We start from the raw sequence: 23,623 nt of genomic DNA, 5'->3' as shown, positions 1-23,623 counted from the left end.
TCAGCCCCAGTTAATACAGTTTGTGGATGATGAATATGAATATATCGCCAAGATCGCGTTTCTCATTGGCCGTTTTGATCGCAGCAGTTGCAGTTCTGGCAGGATGCTCCGAATCGAAGACGGAGCAGGCGCAAGCAGAGCACGTCTGGCCCGTGAAAGTAGCTACCGTTGCCAGTAATGACCAGGTCAAAGATCGACAGTTTGCCGGTCGTGTTAAGGCAGTGCAGAGTGTCGATCTATCTTTCCAGGTTGGTGGGAAGCTGGACAAGCTCACAATTCGCGAAGGTGAAATTATTCCTAAGGGAACCCTGATCGCAGAACTTGATCAGCGGGATTACCTGCGCAGGGTAAAAGAAGCACGATTAAATGTAGAGTTACTGGAAAAAACCCTCAATCGTCAACGCTCTCTGGCAGGGTCAAAAGTTATTTCACAGCAGCAGCTGGATGAAACGAAAAGTAACTTTGACTTGGCTAAAGTTACCCTGGAACGTGCTGAGCAGGACCTGGCTTATACACAGCTAAGGGTTCCTTTCGATGCTTTGGCGACTCGCCAGCTGGTAGAGAATTACACCAACGTCCAGGCCGGCCAGGCAATTGTCCGTTTGCAGAATATTTCTGAAGTTCGAATTCAAATCTCCGTGCCTGAAAAGCTGTTGGCCACGGTTAATGAAGAGCAAGTCAACTCCATGACCGCCGAATTTGAATTTTTGCCGGGCAAGGAGTTCCCACTTACTTACCGTGAGCACCAGGCTGAGGCAGACAGCGTTACCCAGACTTACGTTGTCGAGTTTGGAATGCCCCGCCCCGAAAATGTACAGATCCTTCCCGGCATGACCGCTCGCGTTAGTGTGAAGTTGAATAAAGCGAGTGGTGACCTGTGGGTTCCCCTTTCAGCAGTGCAGACTGGCCCGGAAGGTAAGCCCTATGTTTGGCAAATTAATGCAGACCAGTCTGTTTCCAAAGCTTCCGTGACCCTCGGGCGAACTGATGGTGAGTCGGTTCAGATTAAAGATGGCATTAGCCCCGCTATGAAACTGGTTGCTACCGGCGGCCAGCATCTTTATGACGGTGCAAAAGTACGCAATTACGCGCAGCACTAATTAGTGTGTTAGCTCTGGCCCTGTTAACAGTAGGGAAAATGTTGTGAAGATTTCTGACATATTTATAGAAAAGCCAGTTTATAGCTGGCTATTGATGCTGATTTGCTTAATCGGTGGTCTTTGGGGGCTTTCAGATATTGGCCGCCTGGAAGATCCTGCGTTTACGATCAAGGAAGCCCGTGTTTACACCTTCTACCCAGGCGCCAGCGCCCAGCGTGTAGAAGAGGAGGTCACCGAAAAGCTTGAGGTGGCCATCCAACAAATGGGACAGCTGGACAAGGTCTCTTCCACCTCAAGTCCGGGAATGTCTGAAATTCGGGTGGAAATCAAAGATCAGTATGCCTCGCAGGAGCTTGCCCAGGTTTGGGATGAATTGCGACGCAAGGTTAACGATGCTCAAAGTGATCTGCCCAGCGGTGCTTTACCCTCCATTGTGAATGATGACTTTGGTGAGGTTTACGGTATTTATTATGCGATTACCGGAGAAGGGTTTTCGCTGACTGAAATGCGTGAAATTACCAAAGCGATTCGCCGGGAGTTACTGGGAGTTGAGGGGGTTGCCAAGGTTTCCCGCTCAGGCATTATCGACGAAGTGGCTTACCTGGATATTGATGAATCCCGCCTGGCCCAGTTTGGTTTTTCCCTGGATGACTTAGCGCAGGTACTGCAATCTGAAAGTTCGACCCAGAAAGTCGGCGAGATTGGAGGCCAGGATTTACGTACCCGTATACTGGTCGACAATCCTGCGAGTGACCTGGAATCCATTCGTAATATTCTCGTCGGCGTGCCCGGCTCTACCGCGATGCTGGCCGTCCGTGATATCGCCGATATTTCTCTCGGTTACGATGAGAGCCCCAGCTTTATTGCCCGATTTGATGGCAAGCAGGCCATTCTGCTGGGTGTGGCCGGTGCGGAAAATACCAATATCGTGAACGTTGGCAAGGCGGTAGAGGCCAGGCTGGAGCAGATTAAACAGGCATTGCCCCTGGGTGTAGAAATCCATCCTATCTACGAGCAGCATCAGGTAGTAGAGGAGAGTGTTGACGGTTTCCTCTTTAACCTGGTTTCTTCTGTCGTGATCGTTACTCTAGTACTTTGTGTATTTATGGGCTGGCGTTCCGGTGTTGTGGTTGGCACTGTCCTCGGTTTGACCGTTTTGGGCACCGTGTTAATCATGAACCTGTTTGGCTTGAATTTGCAGCGGATCTCTCTCGGTGCCCTGATTATCGCCATGGGTATGTTGGTTGATAATGCCATTGTGGTTGCCGAAGGGATGCTGATGGGGGTTCAGAGAAAAGAAGAGCCTAAGAGTGCTGCCAGGCGTGTAGTCCGCCAGACTTTCTGGCCACTGCTGGGCGCGACCATTATCGGTATTATGGCGTTCTCCGGTATCGGTCTGTCCGATGATGCTACTGGCGAATTCCTTTTCTCCCTGTTTGCGGTAATTGGTATCTCCCTGTTACTCAGCTGGATACTGGCGATTACTATTACCCCTTACTTGGGCTATCACCTGTTTAAGCCGGGTAAGCAAGCCGACTCGGAAGATCCTTACGATGGCCGCTTCTACAATATGTACTCCGGTGCTCTATCAGGAGCTTTGAAGCGCAGGGGCCTGACCATTGCAGTACTTATTGTGGTGACTCTGGTCAGCTACTTTGCTTTCGGGTTTGTGAAGCAGGGGTTCTTCCCCAATTCAAATGCTCCACTTTTTTATGTTAACTATTTCATGCCTCAGGGCAGTGATATTAATCGTACTGATAAGGCGCTTCAGGAAGCGACTGCATTCTTCCAGGAACAGGATGAAGTTGTCTCCGTGACAGCAGTAGCTGGTCGCGGAGCCGATCGCTTTATGCTGACCTATGCTCCCGAGCCACCCAATGCGTCTTATGGCCAGTTGATTGTTCGCACTGAAAACCGGGAGCAAATCCCCCAGTTGATTGAGAGCGCCAAGGCGAAGTTGCGTGTAGCGCAGCCGGAAGCATTGATTACTTTCAAGCGATTGGTGTTTGGTCCCGGTGGCGGATCGGATGTTGAAGTGCGTATTTCAGGTCCGGATTACCAGACACTGCGTACCTTGGCAGTCAGTGTAGAACAGCAGTTCCGTGACAAAGGACTGGAAGATATTCGTCACAACTGGCGCAGCAGAGAGCCTACTCTGCACGCACATCTGGATGATGAGCGGGCGCGAGTTGCCGGGGTTACCAATGCTGATGTCAGCCGTATGATTCAGTTTGCCACTGCGGGTTACACCGTTGGCGATTTTGAAAGCGGTGACCGTATTATCCCTATTGTTGCCCGTATGCCAGAGGGAGATCGCAATCAGGTGGGTTCACTGGAAGACCGCTTGGTGTGGAGCCCCAATGAGCAGGGTTATATTCCGGCAGGACAGTTGATTACTGATTTCGAGTTAACCGCTGATGAAGGATTGATCCAAAGACGCAACAGGGTGCCGACTATTACCATCAGTGCGGATGCGCCTGAAGGTGTTACAGCAATGTCAGCCTTTGGCCGTATACGTCCCTGGGTTGAAGAAATGAAGTTGCCACCTGGCTTCAAGGTTGAATTCGGTGGTGAGTACGAAAGTTCTACCGATGCGCAGAAGTCACTAGGTAAAGGTTTACCCTTGGGCTTCCTGATTATGATCCTGGTGTCGATACTGCTGTTCGGTACTGTTCGGGAGCCGGTGATTATCTGGCTGGTTGTTCCTATGTGTCTCGTCGGTGTTGTTGTCGGGTTGTTGGCGACGGGATTACCATTTGGATTTATGTCTCTTCTCGGTGTTCTCAGCTTGTCTGGTATGTTGATTAAAAATGCCGTGGTATTGGTGGATGAGATTGAGGTTCAGACCCATGCGGGCCTGCCGAGGTTGACAGCTATCCAACGGGCCAGCGTTAGCCGTTTGCGTCCGGTATTCCTTGCCGCTGTCACTACTATTTTAGGAATGTCCCCGCTTCTGTTCGACGCTTTCTTTGCGGATATGGCGGTGACAATTATGGGTGGGCTTGGATTTGCCACGGTGCTGACCTTGATTGCAATCCCAGTATTCTATGCGGTGTTCCATAAGGTTAGGCCCAGTGAAGTATTGGGAGGTGACACACAAGCTGAGGTTAAACCTTTAGAAAAGGCTACTGGAGAGGCCGTATCGGCATAATGGATTATTCCCGATAAAAGAACTGTCATAAAAAACCCGCATTAAGCCATACTGAGCTTACTGCGGGTTTTTTTGCCCTTCGACTTTAGAATTTGCTGAGATTTATCTGAAATCTCTGATGTTAGGTGATATTAAACTTTTGATTGAGAAAATTAATTAAATTAATTTTTATCGCTTGTAATGAAATCGTATTAAGCCTGTCACTAAGCGTTACTACTCTATGGCGCCTTTATAACTAGAACTACCTTTGGGTGGGGAAAATGCGCATAGGAGTAACTATGGAAAATTATAAAATTTTCAGGCGATCAGTATTGGCTGCTGCTGTAGCCACTATTTTGGCGGGTTGTAGTGACGATAATGATAATGACGGCTCTGTGGTAGAAATACCAGATCCAGAAGTTCCCGAAGAGGTGAGCCTGTTTGAATCGACTCTCGAATCAGAAGGCTCCCAGCACATAGGCCCTTCTACTGCCCAGCAACCTCATGTTCTTGCCGTCGCGGAAAATGTAAAAATCGTTAACTTATTGAGTAACGGGTACCTTCCTACTGATTATATCGATGCTGAAACCCCACAATCGGATCTCTTACCTATTTTTGAAGAGCACTCCAGTCTGGACTCGACAGATACAGATGGTCTTTATGTCTTGTCGGGCGAGCCCGATGGCCTCGGGTACCTGGATAATGATGATGGTACTTTTACTCTGTTTATGAACCAGGAACATTACAATTTTGTTGGGGGTGACGGGGTTGTATTAGAGAATTCGAATCGTAGCCTAAAATCAACCGGTACATTCGTATCAAAATGGGTGATTGATAAAACCACCGGAGAGATTGAAGGTGGTGAAGATCTAATAAAAGGGGTGTATGCCTGGCGCCGTACTTTGTATGACACGGATGGCGAGATAGCAGAAGAGCCTGGGTACACTTATGTAACTCAAATGAAGCCTTACTTCGATGCCGATGGTGATTTAGTTAATACTGGCGCATTCGAACGCTTCTGCTCCGCTACCCTACCAGCTGAAACGGCTTTCTATAATGCTGAAACTGGCAAAGGCACTCAGGTGAGATTGTTCTTGACTGGAGAGGAAAGTGATGGCGGTGAAAGTCTGAAAACCTATTACGATGGTTTGGTTCAGAAGCGTGGTTACGAGGGGCTCACTTTTGATGCTTTTGGCAGTATCAGTGGTGAAGCGAAAGAGAAAAGTGAAATCGAAAGTGTTTACGAGTACGACAAGTCTGAAATTTATATTGGACGCGGTATCGCAGTATTGACTACCGGTGATAATGCCGGCGATGCTTACGAACTGCCACTGTTGGGTAAGGCCCGCTTCGAGAATATCGTACCTAACTACAAAGCCCAGGATAAAACGGTGTTGTTGTCTATCGATGACGAGAGACCACGTTTTGATAGTCCAGATAATGCCTATCGCCACGGTGGATACATAACTGTTTACGTTGGTGATAAGACCAATGAGGGCAGTGAAGTTGATAAAGCCGGCTTAACCAATGGTGATCTCTACGCGGTTCGGGTGTTGGATAGCGAAGGTGCGCCAATTGTCGATTTTGATGATGACGATAATCGTGCGTTGTTGGATGAAAGCGCACTTAGCTTTGAACTGGTGCAGCTGACCGACCAGGATACCAACGGTGACGGGACCCCAGAAGATATCCGGGACATGAGTCAGGAAGCCTTCCGTACCCATACTACAGGAATGGATGCATCTCTGTGGCGTTCACCTGAAGATGGTGACTGGGATCCTATAGATCCAAATGTCTTTTATTTTGGTGCAAAGTACGGTGTGTACCAACTGGATTTTGCCGATATTACTAACCCCGCAGAAGGTGGTTTAATCAAACGGGTGGTAAAGGCAAAAGAAGATGGTGATATCACAACTAATTATTATAATTTTGACAACATGGCTGCAGTTGCTGGCGTTGATGATAAAACGCGCTTGGTGCTGCAGTTTGACAATTCCAGCCTCTATTCGCCTATTTATGTTGCAGACCCGGAAACTGGGGAAATGACCCGCATTGCTGAGTTTAATCCAGAAATTATTGGTGATAGTCGCGATGAGCTTGATTTAAAGATAGAGCACCAGTTGGCTAGTGGTGAGCTTGATGAAGAGCCTACTGACGAGGAGTACGATACCATGCTTATTGAGCATATTGCCTCCAAGCCTTACCGCCAATACTACGCTAAGTCCTCCGATGTTCGAAGCGGTCTTGATAGCCTCGGAGTAGAAGTTTCACGTGATGCGGATGCCGAAGCCTCAGGGATAATTTATGCGGGAGATATCTTGGGTGAAGGTTGGTTCTTAAGCTCAATGCAGTTCCACTATGATTTTGAGGGCCGTGTCGATAGCTACTTGGGATCACTCGATGTGCGTGATCAAGAAAATGGTCCGACTACCCAGTTGATTCAGGAGATGATGGCCGGAGGCCAGTTACACGCAATTTATATTCCTCAGGCAGTAGGGCTGGTTAAGTAACGAGTTAGCCTTCAAAAAAGGACCGCACCCTACCAGGTTATTCTTTGGTAGGGTGGGTTCATTTCAAAAGCTGAAGATTTAATCGAAATATTCTTCTTTCCTAATCTTCCTTCATAGTTTTATTTTTTCCATTCGGTGAGTTCCTTGCGCTTTTAAGTCGATTTTTGATGATTTGAACCGCCGCATACAATTGGTACACACTTTCTTGTAACCTAGCGCTCTGGTTTGATTGGTAGTTGATGTATGAGCGTTCGGTCAGTTTCTAAGCTTTTTTCCATTGCTGTAGTTTTCTCCTTCAGTTTTTCCGCTTTTGCAGCGTCTTATGATCGGGCGGAGTGGCTGCCCAAATGGTCTGATTCCGATCGGGATTGTCAGGATACCCGCCATGAGTTGTTAATTCGCTATTCACTATCCCCGGTAACCTATACCCGCACCAATCACTGCAAAGTAGACACCGGTTTGTGGCTGGACCCATACACGGGTGGCTTCTTTGTAAAAGCTTCAGATCTTGATGTGGAACATATTGTGCCGCTGAAGTGGGCACACGATCACGGGGGAGCCGATTGGACGCGCAAGCGAAAGCAGCGGTTTGCTGAGGACATCGAGAATTTATGGCTGGTTGATGACGGTCGTAACCAAAGTAAAGGCCACAAAGGGCCGGACAAGTGGATGCCGCCCTATGGACCGGTCAAACAAGTTTACCTTAAGCGGTTTTTGGCAATCGTAGATAAGTATGGCCTTCAGCTAAGTGCGGGCGAGCGCCGCAAATATCAATCGCTAATGGCGGATGGCTGAGGACAAGTAATCTCTGGGGGGTATAACAAGGTTCCGGCATCCGTTAGAATTTTGTTGTCCCCCAGGAGTTATTTGAAATGCAGGACAACCCCAAGAAGTTAATCGAATACTTTCGACGCTGCTATCAAGCTGACAGTTACGACCTCTCCCTCAACAATATTCTAAATCTCAAATCGAATCGGCGTCTGTTCTTAGATGAGCGGGACTATTTGGGGGCTGATGAGTTACCACGTGTTCCTGTCTCCACTACGGCGGGAGCAAAACTGCTGGAACAAGTGGATGCTTACCGAAAGGAGCGGCGGCTGATTTATGGTTGCCTGTTTATTTGTGGTAACTACGCTCTCCAATCTGGACTAAGTGCAAAACGCAAGCTCTGTGCACCACTACTTTATTTTCCCGCCAAGCTACATTTTGATGAGGATTATTTTGTAGAGATCAACCCTGCAAACATTCACGTTAATCTGCCTGTTTTACGTCAACTGCTTAAACCTGATGTTGAGTCCTCAATAACAGATAGTTTCCCAGTGCTTGCTTCGCCACTGTCCTCGACACAGCTGGCTGACGTCGGTCGCTGGCTAACCCATTACACCATTTTGGAAAATGTGGAGGAATTGGGGCGCTGGCCTAACCTGAGTGATAAGGCAGCTGTTGAAAGTGCATCGAAGGGGGCTCAGTTGTCCTTGGTCTCGGCGGGTGCGGTAATTCTTGCGGATAGATCGAGGGGCTCTCGTGGAGTACTGCACGAATTACAACTTTTAGGCAGGGAAAAAAAATTATCTCCTCCGTTACAGGCGTTGCTGGGAGAGTGCCAATGGGAAACTGCACAGAAAGCGTGTGAGCCGGATATGCTGCCGGGTCTGTTGAGTGGGGCACAGGAGAGGGCACTGGAAAATGCGGCTCGCTTTCCTCTTAGTCTTGTTTCAGGTCCGCCCGGTACGGGAAAGAGTTTTACAATCGCCGCTATGGTTCTCGATCGAGTGCTGCATGGTGAAAGTGTTTTGGTGGTGTCGAAGAACCAGCAAGCATTGGATGTGGTGCGGGATAAGTTGCGAGATGAGTACGGGCTGACTCAGGGGTATGTACATCGAGAGGAGCGGGGTTTTATCCCCAGCTTAAAAGCTCATCTGGATAGACTGCTGAAAGAGGGGGTGGAACTTCCAGAGAGAAAGCCTGCCCAGGTGAAGAGGGAACTGAAGAGGGCTTATCGAGCCTTGAGGGGCTTGGAGAAGCGCTTCTCCAAAGAGCTGGGATTGGCGCGCGCTGTTAGTGTAGGTCGGTTTGCTCAGTGGGTAGCGCGACATGCCTGGAGCTTCTTTGCAAATCGATTGAGTGTTAAAAATCTGTGGCAATCACAAGGTGCGATTGATGATTGTCGGCGCAACTTTGAAAGCCTGGCAAGTCAGTATTTAAACACTTATCGCCGCGATACATTGCACAGGCTGCTGGAAAAAAATCGGGGTACCCTGAGCCAATTCAATCAAGCCTTGCGATCTCGAACTTCAAAAGTACAGGCGGAGCGCTTTGCCCAAACTGATATGCGGGTGGTAATGCAGGCGTTCCCCATATGGCTGGTGGAGGCAGATGAACTCAATGAAGTGCTGCCATTATCGCCCGCCATGTTCGATTTGGTGGTCTTTGATGAGGCAACCCAGTGTGATATTGCAAGTTCACTGCCGGCTCTGTTTCGAGCTGAGCGGGCAGTGATTGTCGGTGACAGCAAACAACTGCGGCATGTTTCATTTCTTTCCCGCAAGCGGCAGCAAAGTATCTGGCAGGGAGTGATAAAAGAGGCCGGGGTGCCGCCAAAACTGAGCTATAGGGATCAATCACTTTTGGATTTGGCTTCAGACGTGATCCTCACTCAACAAGCTGTTGTGATGCTGGATGAGCACTTTCGCAGCCATCCAGAGCTGATCGCATTCAGTAACCATACTTTTTACTCCGGCCGCTTGAAAGTTATGAGGGCCAGGCCCAAACCATTACCGGGCTCGGCGCTAGAATTTTATCAACTGCCAGGGCGCCGGAGGAAAAATGGGAGAAACACGGTAGAGCGCGACTGGGTTATTGCGCAATTGAAAGCGCATTTCGAGCGCTATGCCGATGCTGCAATTCGGCCATCGGTCGGTGTTTTGTCTCCCTATCGGGATCAGGCTGATTATTTGGAAGGGGAGTTGATTAAGGTCTTCTCCTCGCAGAAGTTACAGAGTTTTTCTGTGCGCGTTGCCACGCCCTATGGTTTTCAAGGAGAGGAGCGAGATTTAATGCTTATCTCCATGGCTATTGATAGTCAATCGTTGCGGGCAGCCAGCTACTTAAACCGGGCGGATGTGTTTAATGTCGCAATTACCAGGGCAAAAGAAAAGCAGTTGGTTGCGTTGTCGATTGAGCCCCAAACTCTCCCTTCGGGTCATCTCTTGCGTCAGTATGTTGAGTTTCCACACTCCGTTGGCAGTCATTTGCAGGGTGATGAAATCGTATGTCGTTTTGCGAGTGAAGTTAGCCATTTATTAACCCTGCACGAAATTCCCCATTGGGTGGGCTTTCCTGTGGCTGGGCAGATTGTAGATGTGGTTTGTGCTGTGAGCGGGCGTTTTATCGGTATTGACCTGATTGGGTATCCCGGCGACTACGAGTCTTACTTTAGTGTAAAGGTCTACAAGGCATTGTATCGGGCGGGCATTCCGGTTTTTCCCCTGCCGTATATTAACTGGCTAAAAGACCGGCAGGGCTGCATCGAGCAGTTATTGACGATTCTTAAGCAGGAAAAAGTGCCTATATCTGAAGCTGCTATTCCTGAAGGTTAGTGCTGCTGCTTAGGGTTCAGAGATGAAAGTTACGCCGTAGCTGCTAGTCTTCAAGGAGGTTTGAGCAAAATTCCAGAGTAGATCTATGAAATCCTGGTTGCTGATTCTCTCCCTCTCTGTGGTTGCAATTGCCGGAGTGCAAGTTTCTTTGGCTGATCCCCAGCAGGTTCAAGGGGTGCGAAGCCCCACTTTAAGTTTCTGCCAGGCGCGGTTCTATGAGGAAGAGGACGGACGCCTCTACTGTAACTGGGCAGTCAATTTCAGGTATGCCTGCTTTGTTTGGTGGCCAACGAATAAGATTATTCCTGCGGGGGCCAAGCTTTCAGAGCCTGAGGTTGTCGGAAAGTGCGGTAATGGTGAGCCAGTCGTCAAATTGCATCACTACTAACTCACCTGTAAAGGAGCTGTGCAGGTGAGTCGTGGATACCCCGGTTTTTCAGCGGGTAAGCTTGATTACTGACGACGGAGTCAAAGTGTGATCGCGTGTACTGGTGTCCAAGGAGGTGGCGTGTTAGCTTTTCTCCTGCTCGGCATAGAGTCCTCGATCTTGCAGCTCACGGGCCTGTTTGAGGATTTCAAGCATGGCGCTGTCCTCTACCGACATGGCATCGATGATGGCTGCCAGCAGATCTGCTGAAAACATGCACTTGCTGACTTTGCTGCGCAGGTTTTCCGGTGTCATTGAAATTCCTCTCTCGGCCAGTGCTTGGGCGAGATCTCCGTAACGCATGCCCTTTAGTGCCATTGATGCGCGCACATAGCGAGCAATTGCCTGCTTGTAAGGGGTCAATGCTTGCTGGTTGCTCAGGCTTTGCTTGTGGTCCATGGGCTCTACTCCGTCCTATTCACTATCACCAATGTGGTAAATATTATCTTTGTGTGTATTATTTGCAACATTAGTTTGTAATAAGTTATTGACCGCAGATTTTTTGGTGCTATATTTGTGACCAATATTCCACAGCGAGGGAGTTGAGATGACCTGGAACAATGAGAACCTGCGCCAATTGGCGGAAAACCACTCCGGATGGGTGGTCGAATCTGAGGGGGATTGCCTCAGTATTTCCAACGATGAAGGCGTCGATGCGTTTGTCTATGTTGGCGAGAAGCAGATAGTTGTAGAGAGTATTCTGTTTCCCGTGAGCCAGGTAGATGATGTGGCAGCGCTCAATGAAATGGTTCTGCAAACACATCAGCTGGTGCCGCTGACAGCCATTGCGATCAAGAATATTGGTGGTGAGAACTACTACGTCGCTTTCGGTGCTCTGTCGGTGTCCAGCAAGGACGAAGTTGTTATCGAGGAGGTTGAGACCCTGTTTTCCAATGTGGGTGACTTCCTGGATTTATTTGCCGATCATTTTGAAACGGAGGGTGTAGCATGAGCCTTAAGAGAATTTGGACTGCTTTGAAAGGCGCAGTTAACGAAGGAACAGAAGCAGTAGCGGATAGCCAATCGATTCGTATTCTTGACCAAGAATTACGCGAGGCGAAGGAAGAGTTGAAAGCTTGCGATGAAAACCTGACCAAAATCATGGCGAAGCGCAAACTTACTGAGAGTAAGGTCCAAGCGCTGCAAGCCGACGTTGAAACCTATAGCACTCACGCAATCAACGCGAGTGAAAAGGGCGATAACGAACTCGCTCTTGAGTGTGCAGAGCGTGTTACTGAGCTGGAAAGCCAGCTGGAAACTGAGCGCAGTATCCTGGATGGATTCCTGAGTTCAGAGAGCACCCTGAAAGGTAACATTACCCAGGCAAAAACCAATGTGCGCCGTATGGAGCAGCAGATTGACCAGATCAAAGCGACTGAGTCTGTTCAAAAAGCACAGGTAGCGGTTTCTTCCCGCCACATGGGTGCGAACAGCAAGATCAAAACAGCGCTGGACAGCCTGGATCGCATCAAAAACAAGCAGGAGCAGCGTGCTGCTGAGCTTGAAGCTGCGGAAGAGCTGGCTTCAGAGGAAACCGGTTCCAGCCTGGATGCCAAGCTGAAAGCGGCGGGCATCAAGCCCGGCGGCCAGAAAAGTGGCAGCGATAAGTTGGCTCAACTGTTAGCGGGCCGCGAAAAGGCTTAACACAGTGCTGCTTTATCGAGTGCGACGCCTTCTGGCGTCGCTTTTCATTCGGGCCAATGTAACCACCATTCTCATAGCTGTAGGCAGCTATGTTTTCATCTCCTATTGGCTACTCAAAATTGCCGGTGAAGCTGATATTGTCGCGGGCGAGAATTTCTTTTATTGGTTGGTCGTTACCGCATCGACAGTAGGTTACGGTGATTTCTCCCCGGTAACCCCTGAGGGTAAAGTCGTGGTTGCCGCTTGGGTGATCCCAGTGGGCCTCAGCCTGTTTGCCATGGTGGTCACAAGAATTGGCTTTGCGGTTTCAGAATTTGTGCATCGCGGCAAGAAGGGCTTGCGTATGACAAACCATATTGATCACACAGTAATTATCGGCTGGAACGGTACCAGAACGCTCCGCTTGATTGAGTTGCTACTCTCCAAAACAAACGGTAGCGCAGCAGAGATTGTCCTCTGTGTTGAAGCCGATATCGAAAATCCGATGCCGGGTAAGATTGATTTTGTCCGGGTGGAATCGTTTTCCCACGGGGAAGGTATGCAGAGGGCAGGGTTGGTCGATGCCGCTCGAATTATTATCGACAACCCTCTGGATGATGTAACCCTTACAACCGCCTTATTCTGCGACAAGCTCAGCCCGAACAGCCATAAAACGGCTTATTTCCAAGATGAAAATGTGGGTGAATTGCTCCGTGCCCACTGTCCCAATATTGAATGTATTCCCTCTGTCGCTGTAGAGATGTTGGCAAAATCCTCGCTTGACCCCGGTTCCGCAAGGTTGCACCGACAGTTGCTCGATAGCACATACGGCATGACCCAATACAGCGTTGAATATCGGGGTGAGAAGCCTCTTCCTGTCGGTGAATTATTTGACCATTTTAAGCGGGATCTCTCCGCGACCTTAATTGCGGTACGTAGAAAGGGCGTGGTTAAAATTGATGTGAACCCGGGGCTTACCGATCAGGTCACCGAGGGTGACATGCTGTATTATATCTCTGCAAAGCGGCTCGATGAAAAAAGCTGTTTCGATATAAAAAGTAATGAAGAAGGTGTTGGTACATGTTTACCAAACTGATAAATAAAATAAAGGGAAAGGACGCTCCAAAGGTCAAGACTCCAGAAATTATGGGCTTGCGAATGGGGGCGAGTTTTGAGCTGGACCCTTTGGCTATTCGCCTGATACTCGATGAACTGACCATTGAATCCTGTTCACCGACCCAGATCATTAAAGCGGCCGGTGTTGTCGAACTAGATGGTACCTGGATTTATCGCTTTTACACTGATGATGATGCCTGGCTGCAAGTGATTGCTGAGGGCGGTCAGCGGGATGAGCATGTGGTCGATGTAAAGCTATTCCATTTTTACGACACTCTGGATGTTGGTTCGGAGCAGGCTTGGAATAAATTGTTAAAGAGTGATATTGGCGCACCCAGTTATCACCTGCAGGACCGCTCTTATAGCCGTGTATGGACCGCAGCAGGGGACTACCACAACCCAGTGCATATGGCCGAGAAGACTTACGATGAAGATGGTGATTATTCAGTAACGGATCAATTCACCATGCTTTTTGAGCGCGAATTGTCTGATCAGCAAACCGAATCCCTTTTTCTCTCAGCTGAAGAGAAAGAAGAGGATGCAGGCTACTTGAGCCGCAGCCTGGTGATTAGCACCGGCATTACTCTGACCCCCTCACAAATAACAATACACGGATAATAAGGAGATATTTAATGGACCAGCCTTATGATTTACTGACTGGTATCTTGCATTTTGCGGCCTACTTTGGCCTGTCGCTGGTACTTTTGATCGCGTTTAAATTTTTATACGCACTGGTGACCCCTCACGATGAGTGGAAGTTGATCCGCGAAGATAAGAATACGGCTGCCGCCATAGGTTTTGGTGGCGCTGTTTTGGGTTTTGCAATTGCCGTAGGTGGTGCTGCCAGTAACTCTATTTCTATTGTCGATTTCGCCATCTGGGCCCTGGTTGCATTGATCGCCCAGTTAATTGCTTTTGCCATTATCCGCTTTGGGTTTATGCCGCGTATTGTTGAGCGCATCGAAGATGGAGAGGTGAGTGCCGGTGTTATGTTGGCTGCAACTACAATCGCTGTTGGCGTATTGAATGCGGCTTGCATGAGCTACTAATTGGGGGTGGTAATGAAGCGTACCAAGAATATTAACCTGGCAAGGATGCGCAAGGGCGGTGGCTCCAATTTTTTACTGCGCCCACTTGCCTTAGGTGTAGCGGCTGCCCTGGTCGGTTGCTCCTCAGATGAGGAAGTTAAAGTTGTCTCTTCAGTAGATGACTGTGTGGCCAATACCCAGCTGGACGAAGCTCAATGTGAAGCAGCTTATCAGCGCGCGGTTGAGGAAGCTGAGCGCACCGGGCCCAAGTATTCCCGTCTCTCTCAGTGTGAGGCTGAGTTTGGTAGCTGCCAAGAGACCAGTAGCGGCGTCTGGATGCCTCTGATGGCGGGCTTTATGGTTGGTTCCATGCTCAATGACAGGGATCGCCACTATAACTATGGCTACTACAACCCGGTCTACCGCTATTCAGGTTCCCGTTACCGCGACAAGCTGATGACAGCTGACGGCGGCATCATTGGCGACTATGGCCGTTCATCTTATAAGGTGGATAAAAGCGCTACGGCGCCTAAGCCTAAAGTTACCAAAACAGTTTCCCGTGGAGGCTTTGGTGCAGTGGCATCAGCCAAATCCAACTGGGGAGGGGGGCGCTCCAGCAGTGGTGGTTCGCGCGGCTGGGGAGGTTGATTTGTGCTGAGGTTGCCGATTGGTGAGCGCCCGCGTTGGCAAGAGCGAGCGCAGGAGTTTGGGTTTCACTTCCATACCATGTATGGCCAACCCTACTGGGATGAAAGCGCCTACTATCAATTCTCTTTGGAGCAGATAGAAAAGCACATTGAAGATCCCACTGAAGAAATTCACCAGATGTGCCTGGATGTCGTTGCCCGTGTGCTTGAGGATGAGGAGTTGCTGAGGCGGTTCTGTATACCCGAGCAGCACTGGGACTTTGTGCGAACATCCTGGCGTAATGGCGACCCGAGTCTCTATTCTCGCCTGGACTTTGCCTATTCCGGACAGGGGCCGGCAAAGCTCTATGAAAACAATGCTGATACTCCCACGTCTCTGTATGAAACCGGCTTCTGGCAGTGGTTGTGGTTGCAGGACAATGTCGATCGCAGGTCTCTGCCGCTACAGTCTGATCAGTTCAATAGCCTGCAGGAAAAGCTGGTTAACCGCTTCCATGATTTACAGTTCCTGACCCCAGGGCGGGAGTTGCATTTCGCCTGCTGTAAAGATACGGAAGAGGACCGGGGCACGGTTCAATATTTACAGGATTGTGCCTCCGAAGCGGGGATCAATAATCATTTTGTCTTTATCGAAGATATTGGCCGGGATGAAGTGGGTCAGTTTACCGATTTGAATGATCAGGTAATTACCTGGATGTTTAAGCTGTACCCGTGGGAATTTATGCTCCGAGAGGAGTTTGGGACCCTGTTGGCAGGAAGCAATGTCCGTTGGTTGGAACCGCCCTGGAAGGCGATTATTTCCAATAAGGCGCTTCTGCCAATGTTGTGGAAGCTTTTTCCAGAGCACCCGAATCTGCTTCCCTCTTTTTTTGAGGATGAGCTGGACAAGGCTGCGGATTTCCCGGAATTAGTTAAGAAGCCAATCTTTTCACGAGAAGGGGCGAATATTTCGGTAGTAAAAGGAGCGGATACCACTTTGCTGTCCGATGGCCCCTATGGGCAAGAAGGATTTATCTATCAGGCTCTGCATCCTCTGCCCAAGTTTGGAAAGAACCATACCCTGGTGGGAAGCTGGCTCGTTGATGGCCTGGCAGCGGGAATGTCCATCCGGGAAGATTCAAACCTGATTACCCAGGATATGAGCCGTTATCTGCCACATATCATCCTCTAGGGCCCGCCAACGACTGCAGGCGCCGACATCAAGCCGGCGCCTGCTCAATCCTCTTGTTTAAAAGTTATAGTGCAGCCGCAGCTCAAAAAAATTCACTCCGGAATTTTCAGAACAGGTTCCTGCATTTGAGTAGTGCAGTGCGTAAGTTGTGACTCCCCAGCGGCGCTCACTCCCAAAGTCAGAGCCCAATCCAATTCGATCCTCAAACTGGAAATGACATCCCAGAGTTGTGTGATTTGTGTTTTTACTCACAATATTGGACTCAGTAATGTAACTGGCCCCCACGGAAAACTCGAAGTAGGGAAAGATAGGCTTGTCCCACTGGGGTAGGTACTCAAGCCTCCATACCGGACTCACTGACATACCGTGAACTAAATCCTCTCCCCGTTTGGAGACGTCTGGATCGCTATCGTCCAGGCTGGAGTGCCATTCAAAGTAACTGGTCTCCAGTCGCGTTTTGAGCGTCCATTTTTCAGCAAGGGACCACTGCCAGGGCAGGTCCTTGGATATGGCAAGGCGATATTGGGTGAGCTCGTTGCGACGATTGGAAAATCCCGGGCCGGCTCCAACAATTGCAGTCCACCGTTTATCCGGGTTTGTTGCCGTTTCAGCCAAAGACCAGGCTGGAAGCAAAAGAGAAGAACATAACAGACACAGGCCGAGCCTGCGGATAATCAAGTACAACATCATCCCTGATCCTACCTTTCCTACTACGAATGGTGACTACAAGAAAATGATTGGTTAGGGAAACTCAAAATCATCCGGGTTCTTTTCCAGTGTAGACAGAGGTGAGCGAATATAGGTCTTTTATCCCAGTGGTAATTTACTAATAGGAATAATTTACTGGTCTGCAGTTGTATTTGTTGCCAGGAAAACACTTGCAGTGACAGTTTAAAAAAAGCGGTGACAGTGATAGTTCTCTGATTTGTAAAGAGGTTTTTTTCTCAGGATGAAATACGTGTTCGTAGGTTGGGGTAGCTGCCAATTTCCGCCCTGCTGGCAACTTTTGTGGGTAGGTAATCTCGAGAGACTTATGATTTTAAGGCAGTCAGGCTTATCTATTTTGAATTTTAATAGGGGGTTGTTCGTGAGAGAGAGGTGTCATCTATTGATAATTAATGAGTGTGGGAACTTGTATTAAGTTAAAAATCGTCTGTGAAATTTCTCATCCTGTTAAAGGTTTGCCTTTTCTCTAATTTAGGGATCGTTGCAGTTTTTTCGTCCTATTTTTTAATTTAGTGTTTTTTCTTGAAAAAAAATACCCTTTAATATTATTTTTAAAGGAAAATGGTGTGCTGGTGATCTTCTGAGGTTTGTAAATTTATATCAATAATTGTCAGGAACCGTGCTGTTAAGTAGCGGTCCATAATTCTGTCGCCAACATTACACATCGAATATGTGTATTCAGGATAAGGACCTGGTTCAGCTGGGGAAGGAGGTTGGACGAAATTGAATAACAGGCATAGATATGATTTTACGAAAAACCAAACTAGCATCTGCAATTAAACTACCCGTATTAAATAGCGCCCTGATGGCAATAGCATTGGCCGGTATGAGTTCAAATGCACTTAGCCACGGCTATGTAGAGGCCGCTGATGGTGGTGTTGCATCCGCTCGTGGAACCTTGTGTAAATATGCTCTCGATACGGGAGAGATGAATGTTGACTGCGGTGCTGTTCAATGGGAACCGCAAAGTATAGAAGGGAATGAAGGTTTTCCCGAAAGTGGTCCTGCTGATGGGCAGATAGCCAGTGCAGGAGATAGTTCCTGGTCTGAGCTGAACGAACAATCCTCTGATCGCTGGGTTAAGAATTATATTAGCTCCGGTTGGCAAACTTTTAAATGGCGCTTCACAGCCAATCATGTAACCCGGGACTGGAAATATTACATTACCAAAGAAGGTTGGAATCCAAATGCGGTTTTGACCCGCGACCAATTTGATTTAGATCCATTCTGTGAGGTTGATGGCAACTATGAGCAGCCTGCGGTAAATACGACACATGAGTGTCAGGTGCCGGAACGTGAAGGCTACCACGTAATTCTTGCAGTTTGGGATGTGGGTGATACGGTTAATGCCTTCTATAATGTTATCGATGTCGAGTTTGATGGTGATAATGTTGTCAATACTGACTGGAGTGTTGCAGGCACTATTAATCCAACTCAAGATTTGGACGTAGGCGATAAAGTTTACACTCGTGTATTTGATAGCTCCGGTGAAAACTCCTCATATTCTACTGTCCTGGAAATTGCTTCAGATGAGCAGGGTATCGCTGAAAACTGGTCTCACGACTTGGCTGAGCTGATTAACCAGGAACAGAGCAGCATCCGCGCCGGTGATTACGATGGAAGCAGTAGTTTTGAGCCTCTATATGGCATCAACAGTATCTACTTGTTAGAAGGTAGCAGTTTAGAGAGTGTTGAAATTGGATACGAGCTTATCCAAGATCAGGATGATGACTCTACCGATGACGACAATAATTCCGGTGACGATAATTCGGATAATAGTGGAGACAATGGCGACTCTGGAAATTCCGGAAACTCTAGCTGCGAAGCGTTTGTGCAGCAGTATGGTGGTGATCCAGGCTACTCGATTGGCGACGTAGTTGTTTATGACAATGTTGCTTATGAATCTACACATGAGCCAAACTGGTGGTCGCCGAGTGCTGCACCGCAATTCTGGAATGAAACTACCTGCGATGGCTCCGATAGTGGTTCAGACGATAGCTCTGATAACGGCTCCGATGACAGCTCTGATAGCAGTGGTGGAGATGATAGCTCTGCGGTTTCCTGTCCTGAGTTCCAGCAGCCCTACGCCGGTGATAGTGCTTACCAAGTTGGAGATCGGGTAACTTTCAGTGGTCAGGTCTACATTTCAACCTACGGGCCAAACTGGTGGTCCCCATCGGCCGCACCTCAGTATTGGGAAGAGAGTTCCTGCCAATGATGAGTACACTCTGCCTCCTATCTTTTGGTAGTTGATTGAGCTCAGTCCGACCAAAGGGCGTAGTTCCCTTAGGTCGGACGCATTTGTTAAGCTATCAGGTGTGTTGCTCTTTGTGATACACCAATCTTACTTCCCGCCAGTATTTATTCCTTTAACTTTCCTGTTGATACATTCAAATGTGAAGGGCTTCTGTATACAGCGCAAAGCGTCACCTGACAATGACTTCCTGAATCTTACTGTCAACTCTGTAACTCTAGAAGGGAATTGCTTTCCCCTCTGGGTCAATACTGTCCAGAACAGTGATCAATTCCTAGCTGCCTCTTTGCGGTATCATTCGATCCAGATACGCAAAGTCCACCCTATTGAACAACTTCCTATAGTCAGATATCGCGCTGTTCGGCGCCTGTAATATTAACGGGGCCGTTATTTTTTATTTCAAATCGGGTCTCAGCGTGTGTGCAGATTTTATTAGTGAATTAATTTTTTGGCCTGATAAATTTATTTAATTATGAGGGGCGGAAATTGGCAGGTACAGTTTGAAGTAACTGTATCTTGTTTGCTGCTGAGGTAGGGCATAGTGCCTTTGTGTAAAGATATGATGCCATATAGCTCAGCGGGCTCTCGTGTAGTGTTGTGTTCGTTTTTTGGGTGGTAAAAATGAACCGTTGATTTTGAGGTTTGATTTATTTGAGATACCTTCGACATTATGGTTGATGTAATCAAAAAGGTGCTTATCCGGCAGGTCGTGAAGTTAACGAGGTAAATCGACGTTTCAGTTTGATTGCGGAGGCGCTGTTATTCTAATGGTGGCTCTGGGCGAGCCTCAGTAGGGTGGGGGAGTGTTTTTCCGATCAAAATTGCCTGGGCTGGTGTCAAATTATTTTCCCAAGTCTGAGCATCATTAAAAGGGTCTGTTTATATGTTGAGTCAATAAGGCAGAATCCCTTTTCCTGTGAAGCTCCGGAATTCCTTATTTCTTTAGTGCCTGTTGGTGATTTGATTGTTTTAAGTGTTTAGAAATTTACCTTGTTAGCTGTTTTTTGTTCTATACATTTTTGGTTGCAGATTTCAGCGATTTTATTTTTTGGGGTTTAAGCTTTGAAGGTAATTGTCAGGAACTGTGAAGCCAGGTGGTGGTCTACAACTTTACAATAAATATTATATTTGAGGTTGATCTCGACAGGATAATAACCTGATTAGTCTGGGAAGGGAGTTGGACAAACTCGAATAATAGGCATAGGTATGATTTCACAAAAAACCAACCTGGCATTTGTATTTAATCAAGTCGCATTAAATCACACGATTATTGCTATTGTCTCAACTAGAGCCAGATCTAGTGCAACTGACCATGTTTACCTAGAGACTGGTGATGGAGTTATCACATCTGCAAATGAAGCTCTATGTAAATCTGCTCTCGATCCTGGAGGAATCGATGTTGACTGCGATACAGATTATAGAGAGCCAAAAAGTACTGAGGGCTTCCTCGGAATTGAACTTGGGGATGGGAAAATAGCCAGCGCCCGATAAAAATCTGACTGCTGGAAAAGAAAACCGTTTTAGCATCTACTCATTTTTTGCTATCGACACGAAATGCATTTGGAATTAAGTCGTTGAGGGATTGAAGTGCTAGGGATCACAAGTGTAATAGATGAAGAGACATTCTACTGAAGTCCAGTTTAAGGTCTAGCTGAATCGGTGTATCGACAGGTTGGTACGGCCTCCACAACCCAGTGCGGTCAACAACAGCCAATTTGAAAACAAACTTACGGCCCACTGATAGATTTACTGATTCAGCGCGCCCTTCAATATCAAAGGACGTAATACAATGAACCACATTCTGTTAAAAACATCGGCCTGCTTCCTGGCAGCAGGCTTAATATTGACATCGGGTGCTGTGCAGGCCCAGAAGACAAAGGGTAAGCAGCCCAAGGGACAAACCAGTGCTTATCTAGGAGAAACTAGCCGATCAACTCTCTCCAAAGGTGTACTTGATCGGCTTGAGCGGACTTCGGGGAAGTCTGGCGAGCTTAATAGACCTAAAGATCGGGTTGTATTTTGGTTCAACACGATGCTCGACTCATCGGCTATCGATCATACTCCCGACCCTGATACCGGCGAAGTGGATTTCTACCAAGGCGGCCCTACCCGGTCCAGTCGCGCATTCGCCATCGTACAAACTGCTGTGTTTGACGCTCTGAACGCCTTTGACGGTAAATACCAACCTTATAATGATCTCGGTGTACTCGACACCAGAGATGCATCCAAAGATGCAGCTATCGCTTACGCCGCTTACGATACCTTGCGCGCACTCTACCCCGATCAGTCAGAGCGTTTGCAGGAATTACTGCTATCAGATCTTGACCAGATAAGAGATAGCGCAGATAGAATTGCCAAGGGCCAAGTGATTGGCGAAGCCGCTGCTGCGGCAATGCTTGCAGTGCGCAGCAATGATAAGGCCGAGCATTTGGAACCCGCTTATGGTGAGGGCGGCGCTGTCGCGGATGGGGATGGGACCTATCACTCTACATCGGTTAATACTGGGGCCACGGTACCGGGAGAATGGCAGCCTGATCCTGTCGACCCGGTCGGCCAAGACTCCGTGGCTCTGGGAGCCTATTGGGGCAGTGTGACACCTTTTTCACTAAGTTCAGGCGATCAATTCCGCAGTCCTATTCCACCCACAATAACGTCTGAGGAATATGCTGAAGCCTATGAAGAGGTAGCGGCCCTCGGCGGGTCCCCAGCCAATGCTATTACCCCATCGACGTCCACAGCAGAGACACGATTTATCGGGAATTACTGGGGATATGATGGTGTACCACTATTGGGCATCCCCCCGAGACTATATAACCTAATTGCCCTGCAGGCTGCGCTGGACAACAAAGTCGAGCATGAGCTGGACCTGGCTCGCTATTTTGCACTGATCAATGTAGGCCTGGCGGATTCTGGTATCGCTGCGTGGGACAGTAAGTACTATTACAACTACTGGAGACCGGTTACCGCTATTCGCATCGACGACGACAACCCATCGACCTTGCAGGATGAGCAATGGTTGCCAGTAGGGGTGTCAGTCATCAACACCACCATCGCGATTAGGCCAACACCGCCGTTCCCCTCCTACCCATCGGGCCATGCTACCTTCGGTGCTTCCACCTTCGAGATTATGCGCAGTATGTTTGGAGACCAGCCCTTTACTTTTGTATCGGAAGAATACAATGGGGAAGGCTTCGACCCTTTCACGCCGGATACACCGAGGCCATTGGTACCTGTCCGTTTTGAATCCTATACCGCCGCTCAGCAAGAAAATGGCCTCAGCCGTATCTATAACGGAGTGCACTGGGACTTTGACAATATTGCAGGCCAAGTCATGGGCGAGCAGATCGCGCAGAATTTAATGAACAACGTTGAAGCATTTAGTTTGATTAGTAGATCAAGGACTCGCAGGTAAACTATTTTTACGCTATGAGCTAAATTCTCACTCTCCATCAGGTGCCGCTCCGTAAGGGGCGGCCATACCAAAGGTAACTCACCGTATGAATAGCAAACGATATATTGCAGGGGCAGTGTTCGGAATAATCGCTTTTGGGTTTTTAGCTACGCACACACTCATAGAGCCAGTCGAAAACGAGAAGGTCTGGGTAGGTAAACAGGAGTCGGCACCGAATGTTGAAAGCGTTATCCACCCCGCAAAAACACCTGCTTCAGTGGCACTGGCTAGCAACGATATCAAGGCCGCATTTGAGCGGGATACTGTTATCAAGTTGAACAGTATTGTTCGTCGATCTCTGACTACTATTCGTAAATATGATGCTGAGATAAAAACCGTCCGGGAAGCAAGTCTTGCGGCGACTCAAGACGGAGTGAATGAACAGCAAGTGGCATCTGCCAGGGCAAGTCTCGCCAAGCTGAAGGAGTGGGACCTAGAAGCATCCCGGGCTCTCAAGGATATGAACGCAGCCGTTGAGGAGCTAGAGGCAAGTGAAGAGCACTATAACGCAGCGATTTTAGCGGGCATGGTGCGTTTCGTGGAGACCGTGTCCACAGAAATAGGAGACGAGAACATCAAGCTGACAACATTGGTGGGGAAGGGGGCCGTAGCAGCAAAATTGTGATGTACGACTAAGATAGTATCGGCTTGAAAATTATCGAGATTATACTGAACAGGAAAATGATGACATATCGATTGACTTTGGTTTGGGGGAGTCTGCAAGCACTAAAATAAAGGGGAATTCCGCTTGAGCTGCTTTTGTATAGCCTTATCCTGGTTACTTTATCACTTCACTTTTTACAGCCGGTTATCATAGAGGTCATTCCATAAGCCAACCTGT

General features: G+C 48.3%; 19 protein-coding genes. 17 read left to right on the top strand and 2 right to left on the bottom strand.

Going from position 1 to position 23,623, the window contains the following annotated elements; all coding sequences use genetic code 11:
* Positions 1 to 35: 35 nt before the first annotated feature.
* The 6 genes from ACJJIY_RS19520 (at position 36) to ACJJIY_RS19495 (ending at position 10,727) form a co-directional block, all read left to right on the top strand.
* Complete coding sequence (locus tag ACJJIY_RS19520; RefSeq protein WP_282933408.1) at positions 36 to 1,100, top strand: efflux RND transporter periplasmic adaptor subunit; 1,065 nt, start codon at positions 36 to 38, stop codon at positions 1,098 to 1,100.
* A gap of 43 nt (positions 1,101 to 1,143) precedes the next feature.
* The gene (locus ACJJIY_RS19515) at positions 1,144 to 4,251 is read left to right on the top strand and encodes an efflux RND transporter permease subunit (RefSeq protein ID WP_445358657.1); all 3,108 of its coding nucleotides are present in this window, start codon (positions 1,144 to 1,146) and stop codon (positions 4,249 to 4,251) included.
* A 278-nt stretch (positions 4,252 to 4,529) separates the two neighbouring features.
* Positions 4,530 to 6,740, top strand: a complete 2,211-nt coding sequence (locus ACJJIY_RS19510) for a hypothetical protein (protein ID WP_445358656.1) — start codon at positions 4,530 to 4,532, stop codon at positions 6,738 to 6,740.
* 243 nt (positions 6,741 to 6,983) lie between these two features.
* Entirely contained in the window at positions 6,984 to 7,535 is a 552-nt protein-coding gene (locus tag ACJJIY_RS19505) for a GmrSD restriction endonuclease domain-containing protein (RefSeq protein WP_445358655.1), read from the top strand.
* A 77-nt stretch (positions 7,536 to 7,612) separates the two neighbouring features.
* Positions 7,613 to 10,339 carry a DEAD/DEAH box helicase gene (locus ACJJIY_RS19500; RefSeq protein ID WP_445358654.1) on the top strand — a complete coding sequence of 909 codons (2,727 nt, stop codon included), beginning with the start codon at positions 7,613 to 7,615 and terminating at the stop codon, positions 10,337 to 10,339.
* Between the two features lie 85 nt (positions 10,340 to 10,424).
* Entirely contained in the window at positions 10,425 to 10,727 is a 303-nt protein-coding gene (locus ACJJIY_RS19495) for a hypothetical protein (RefSeq protein WP_282933402.1), read from the top strand.
* A 123-nt stretch (positions 10,728 to 10,850) separates the two neighbouring features.
* On the opposite strand, the gene ACJJIY_RS19490 is transcribed toward ACJJIY_RS19495, so the two are convergent.
* Complete coding sequence (locus tag ACJJIY_RS19490) at positions 10,851 to 11,165, bottom strand: DUF6471 domain-containing protein (RefSeq protein ID WP_108732688.1); 315 nt, start codon at positions 11,163 to 11,165, stop codon at positions 10,851 to 10,853.
* Between the two features lie 148 nt (positions 11,166 to 11,313).
* Between ACJJIY_RS19490 and ACJJIY_RS19485 the strand changes: the two genes are divergently transcribed.
* Genes ACJJIY_RS19485 through ACJJIY_RS19455 form a run of 7 tightly spaced genes read left to right on the top strand, consistent with a single transcriptional unit; the run spans position 11,314 to position 16,351 of the window.
* The gene (locus ACJJIY_RS19485; protein WP_108732689.1) at positions 11,314 to 11,718 is read left to right on the top strand and encodes a DUF2170 family protein; all 405 of its coding nucleotides are present in this window, start codon (positions 11,314 to 11,316) and stop codon (positions 11,716 to 11,718) included.
* Positions 11,715 to 12,410, top strand: a complete 696-nt coding sequence (locus tag ACJJIY_RS19480; protein ID WP_282933401.1) for a PspA/IM30 family protein — start codon at positions 11,715 to 11,717, stop codon at positions 12,408 to 12,410. Before ACJJIY_RS19485 ends, ACJJIY_RS19480 begins: the two co-directional genes overlap by 4 nt.
* Before the next feature lie 4 nt (positions 12,411 to 12,414).
* A complete protein-coding gene (locus ACJJIY_RS19475) occupies positions 12,415 to 13,485 on the top strand; it encodes a potassium channel family protein (RefSeq protein WP_445358653.1) in 1,071 nt (356 codons plus the stop codon).
* Positions 13,470 to 14,123, top strand: coding sequence for a YjfK family protein (locus ACJJIY_RS19470; RefSeq protein WP_413665198.1), 654 nt, complete (start codon positions 13,470 to 13,472; stop codon positions 14,121 to 14,123). Before ACJJIY_RS19475 ends, ACJJIY_RS19470 begins: the two co-directional genes overlap by 16 nt.
* Positions 14,124 to 14,137: 14 nt before the next feature.
* A complete protein-coding gene (locus ACJJIY_RS19465) occupies positions 14,138 to 14,554 on the top strand; it encodes a DUF350 domain-containing protein (RefSeq protein WP_282933398.1) in 417 nt (138 codons plus the stop codon).
* Positions 14,555 to 14,566: 12 nt separating this feature from the next.
* Positions 14,567 to 15,181, top strand: coding sequence for a DUF1190 domain-containing protein (locus tag ACJJIY_RS19460; RefSeq protein WP_282933397.1), 615 nt, complete (start codon positions 14,567 to 14,569; stop codon positions 15,179 to 15,181).
* A 3-nt stretch (positions 15,182 to 15,184) separates the two neighbouring features.
* The gene (locus tag ACJJIY_RS19455) at positions 15,185 to 16,351 is read left to right on the top strand and encodes a glutathionylspermidine synthase family protein (RefSeq protein WP_444896729.1); all 1,167 of its coding nucleotides are present in this window, start codon (positions 15,185 to 15,187) and stop codon (positions 16,349 to 16,351) included.
* A 57-nt stretch (positions 16,352 to 16,408) separates the two neighbouring features.
* Here ACJJIY_RS19455 and ACJJIY_RS19450 read toward each other — a convergent pair whose 3' ends face one another.
* Positions 16,409 to 17,041: an acyloxyacyl hydrolase gene (locus ACJJIY_RS19450; protein WP_444896730.1), complete on the bottom strand. Its 633-nt coding sequence runs from the start codon at positions 17,039 to 17,041 to the stop codon at positions 16,409 to 16,411.
* 778 nt (positions 17,042 to 17,819) lie between these two features.
* Between ACJJIY_RS19450 and ACJJIY_RS19445 the strand changes: the two genes are divergently transcribed.
* From ACJJIY_RS19445 to ACJJIY_RS19430, 4 genes are all read left to right on the top strand, one after another.
* On the top strand, positions 17,820 to 19,295 hold the full coding sequence (locus ACJJIY_RS19445) for a lytic polysaccharide monooxygenase (protein ID WP_444896731.1): 1,476 nt from the start codon (positions 17,820 to 17,822) through the stop codon (positions 19,293 to 19,295).
* A gap of 1,242 nt (positions 19,296 to 20,537) precedes the next feature.
* Entirely contained in the window at positions 20,538 to 20,822 is a 285-nt protein-coding gene (locus ACJJIY_RS19440) for a hypothetical protein (RefSeq protein WP_444896732.1), read from the top strand.
* Between the two features lie 298 nt (positions 20,823 to 21,120).
* Positions 21,121 to 22,743: a vanadium-dependent haloperoxidase gene (locus ACJJIY_RS19435; RefSeq protein WP_444896733.1), complete on the top strand. Its 1,623-nt coding sequence runs from the start codon at positions 21,121 to 21,123 to the stop codon at positions 22,741 to 22,743.
* Positions 22,744 to 22,828: 85 nt separating this feature from the next.
* The gene (locus ACJJIY_RS19430; RefSeq protein WP_444896734.1) at positions 22,829 to 23,407 is read left to right on the top strand and encodes a hypothetical protein; all 579 of its coding nucleotides are present in this window, start codon (positions 22,829 to 22,831) and stop codon (positions 23,405 to 23,407) included.
* Positions 23,408 to 23,623 lie beyond the last annotated feature (216 nt).

Source organism: Microbulbifer maximicatervae (SeqCode) (genome assembly GCF_052468155.1).
This window is presented reverse-complemented; position numbering and strand designations above follow the sequence as displayed.

Bases quoted from the DNA above. Each gene is read 5' to 3' on its own strand.
- ACJJIY_RS19520 (WP_282933408.1), top strand. From the start codon at position 36: ATGAATATATCGCCAAGATCGCGTTTCTCATTGGCCGTTTTGATCGCA.
- ACJJIY_RS19510 (WP_445358656.1), top strand. From the start codon at position 4,530: ATGGAAAATTATAAAATTTTCAGGCGATCAGTATTGGCTGCTGCTGTA.
- ACJJIY_RS19505 (WP_445358655.1), top strand. From the start codon at position 6,984: ATGAGCGTTCGGTCAGTTTCTAAGCTTTTTTCCATTGCTGTAGTTTTC.
- ACJJIY_RS19500 (WP_445358654.1), top strand. From the start codon at position 7,613: ATGCAGGACAACCCCAAGAAGTTAATCGAATACTTTCGACGCTGCTAT.
- ACJJIY_RS19495 (WP_282933402.1), top strand. From the start codon at position 10,425: ATGAAATCCTGGTTGCTGATTCTCTCCCTCTCTGTGGTTGCAATTGCC.
- ACJJIY_RS19490 (WP_108732688.1), bottom strand. From the start codon at position 11,165: ATGGACCACAAGCAAAGCCTGAGCAACCAGCAAGCATTGACCCCTTAC.
- ACJJIY_RS19485 (WP_108732689.1), top strand. From the start codon at position 11,314: ATGACCTGGAACAATGAGAACCTGCGCCAATTGGCGGAAAACCACTCC.
- ACJJIY_RS19480 (WP_282933401.1), top strand. From the start codon at position 11,715: ATGAGCCTTAAGAGAATTTGGACTGCTTTGAAAGGCGCAGTTAACGAA.
- ACJJIY_RS19470 (WP_413665198.1), top strand. From the start codon at position 13,470: ATGTTTACCAAACTGATAAATAAAATAAAGGGAAAGGACGCTCCAAAG.
- ACJJIY_RS19465 (WP_282933398.1), top strand. From the start codon at position 14,138: ATGGACCAGCCTTATGATTTACTGACTGGTATCTTGCATTTTGCGGCC.
- ACJJIY_RS19460 (WP_282933397.1), top strand. From the start codon at position 14,567: ATGAAGCGTACCAAGAATATTAACCTGGCAAGGATGCGCAAGGGCGGT.
- ACJJIY_RS19450 (WP_444896730.1), bottom strand. From the start codon at position 17,041: ATGATGTTGTACTTGATTATCCGCAGGCTCGGCCTGTGTCTGTTATGT.
- ACJJIY_RS19445 (WP_444896731.1), top strand. From the start codon at position 17,820: ATGATTTTACGAAAAACCAAACTAGCATCTGCAATTAAACTACCCGTA.
- ACJJIY_RS19440 (WP_444896732.1), top strand. From the start codon at position 20,538: ATGATTTCACAAAAAACCAACCTGGCATTTGTATTTAATCAAGTCGCA.
- ACJJIY_RS19435 (WP_444896733.1), top strand. From the start codon at position 21,121: ATGAACCACATTCTGTTAAAAACATCGGCCTGCTTCCTGGCAGCAGGC.
- ACJJIY_RS19430 (WP_444896734.1), top strand. From the start codon at position 22,829: ATGAATAGCAAACGATATATTGCAGGGGCAGTGTTCGGAATAATCGCT.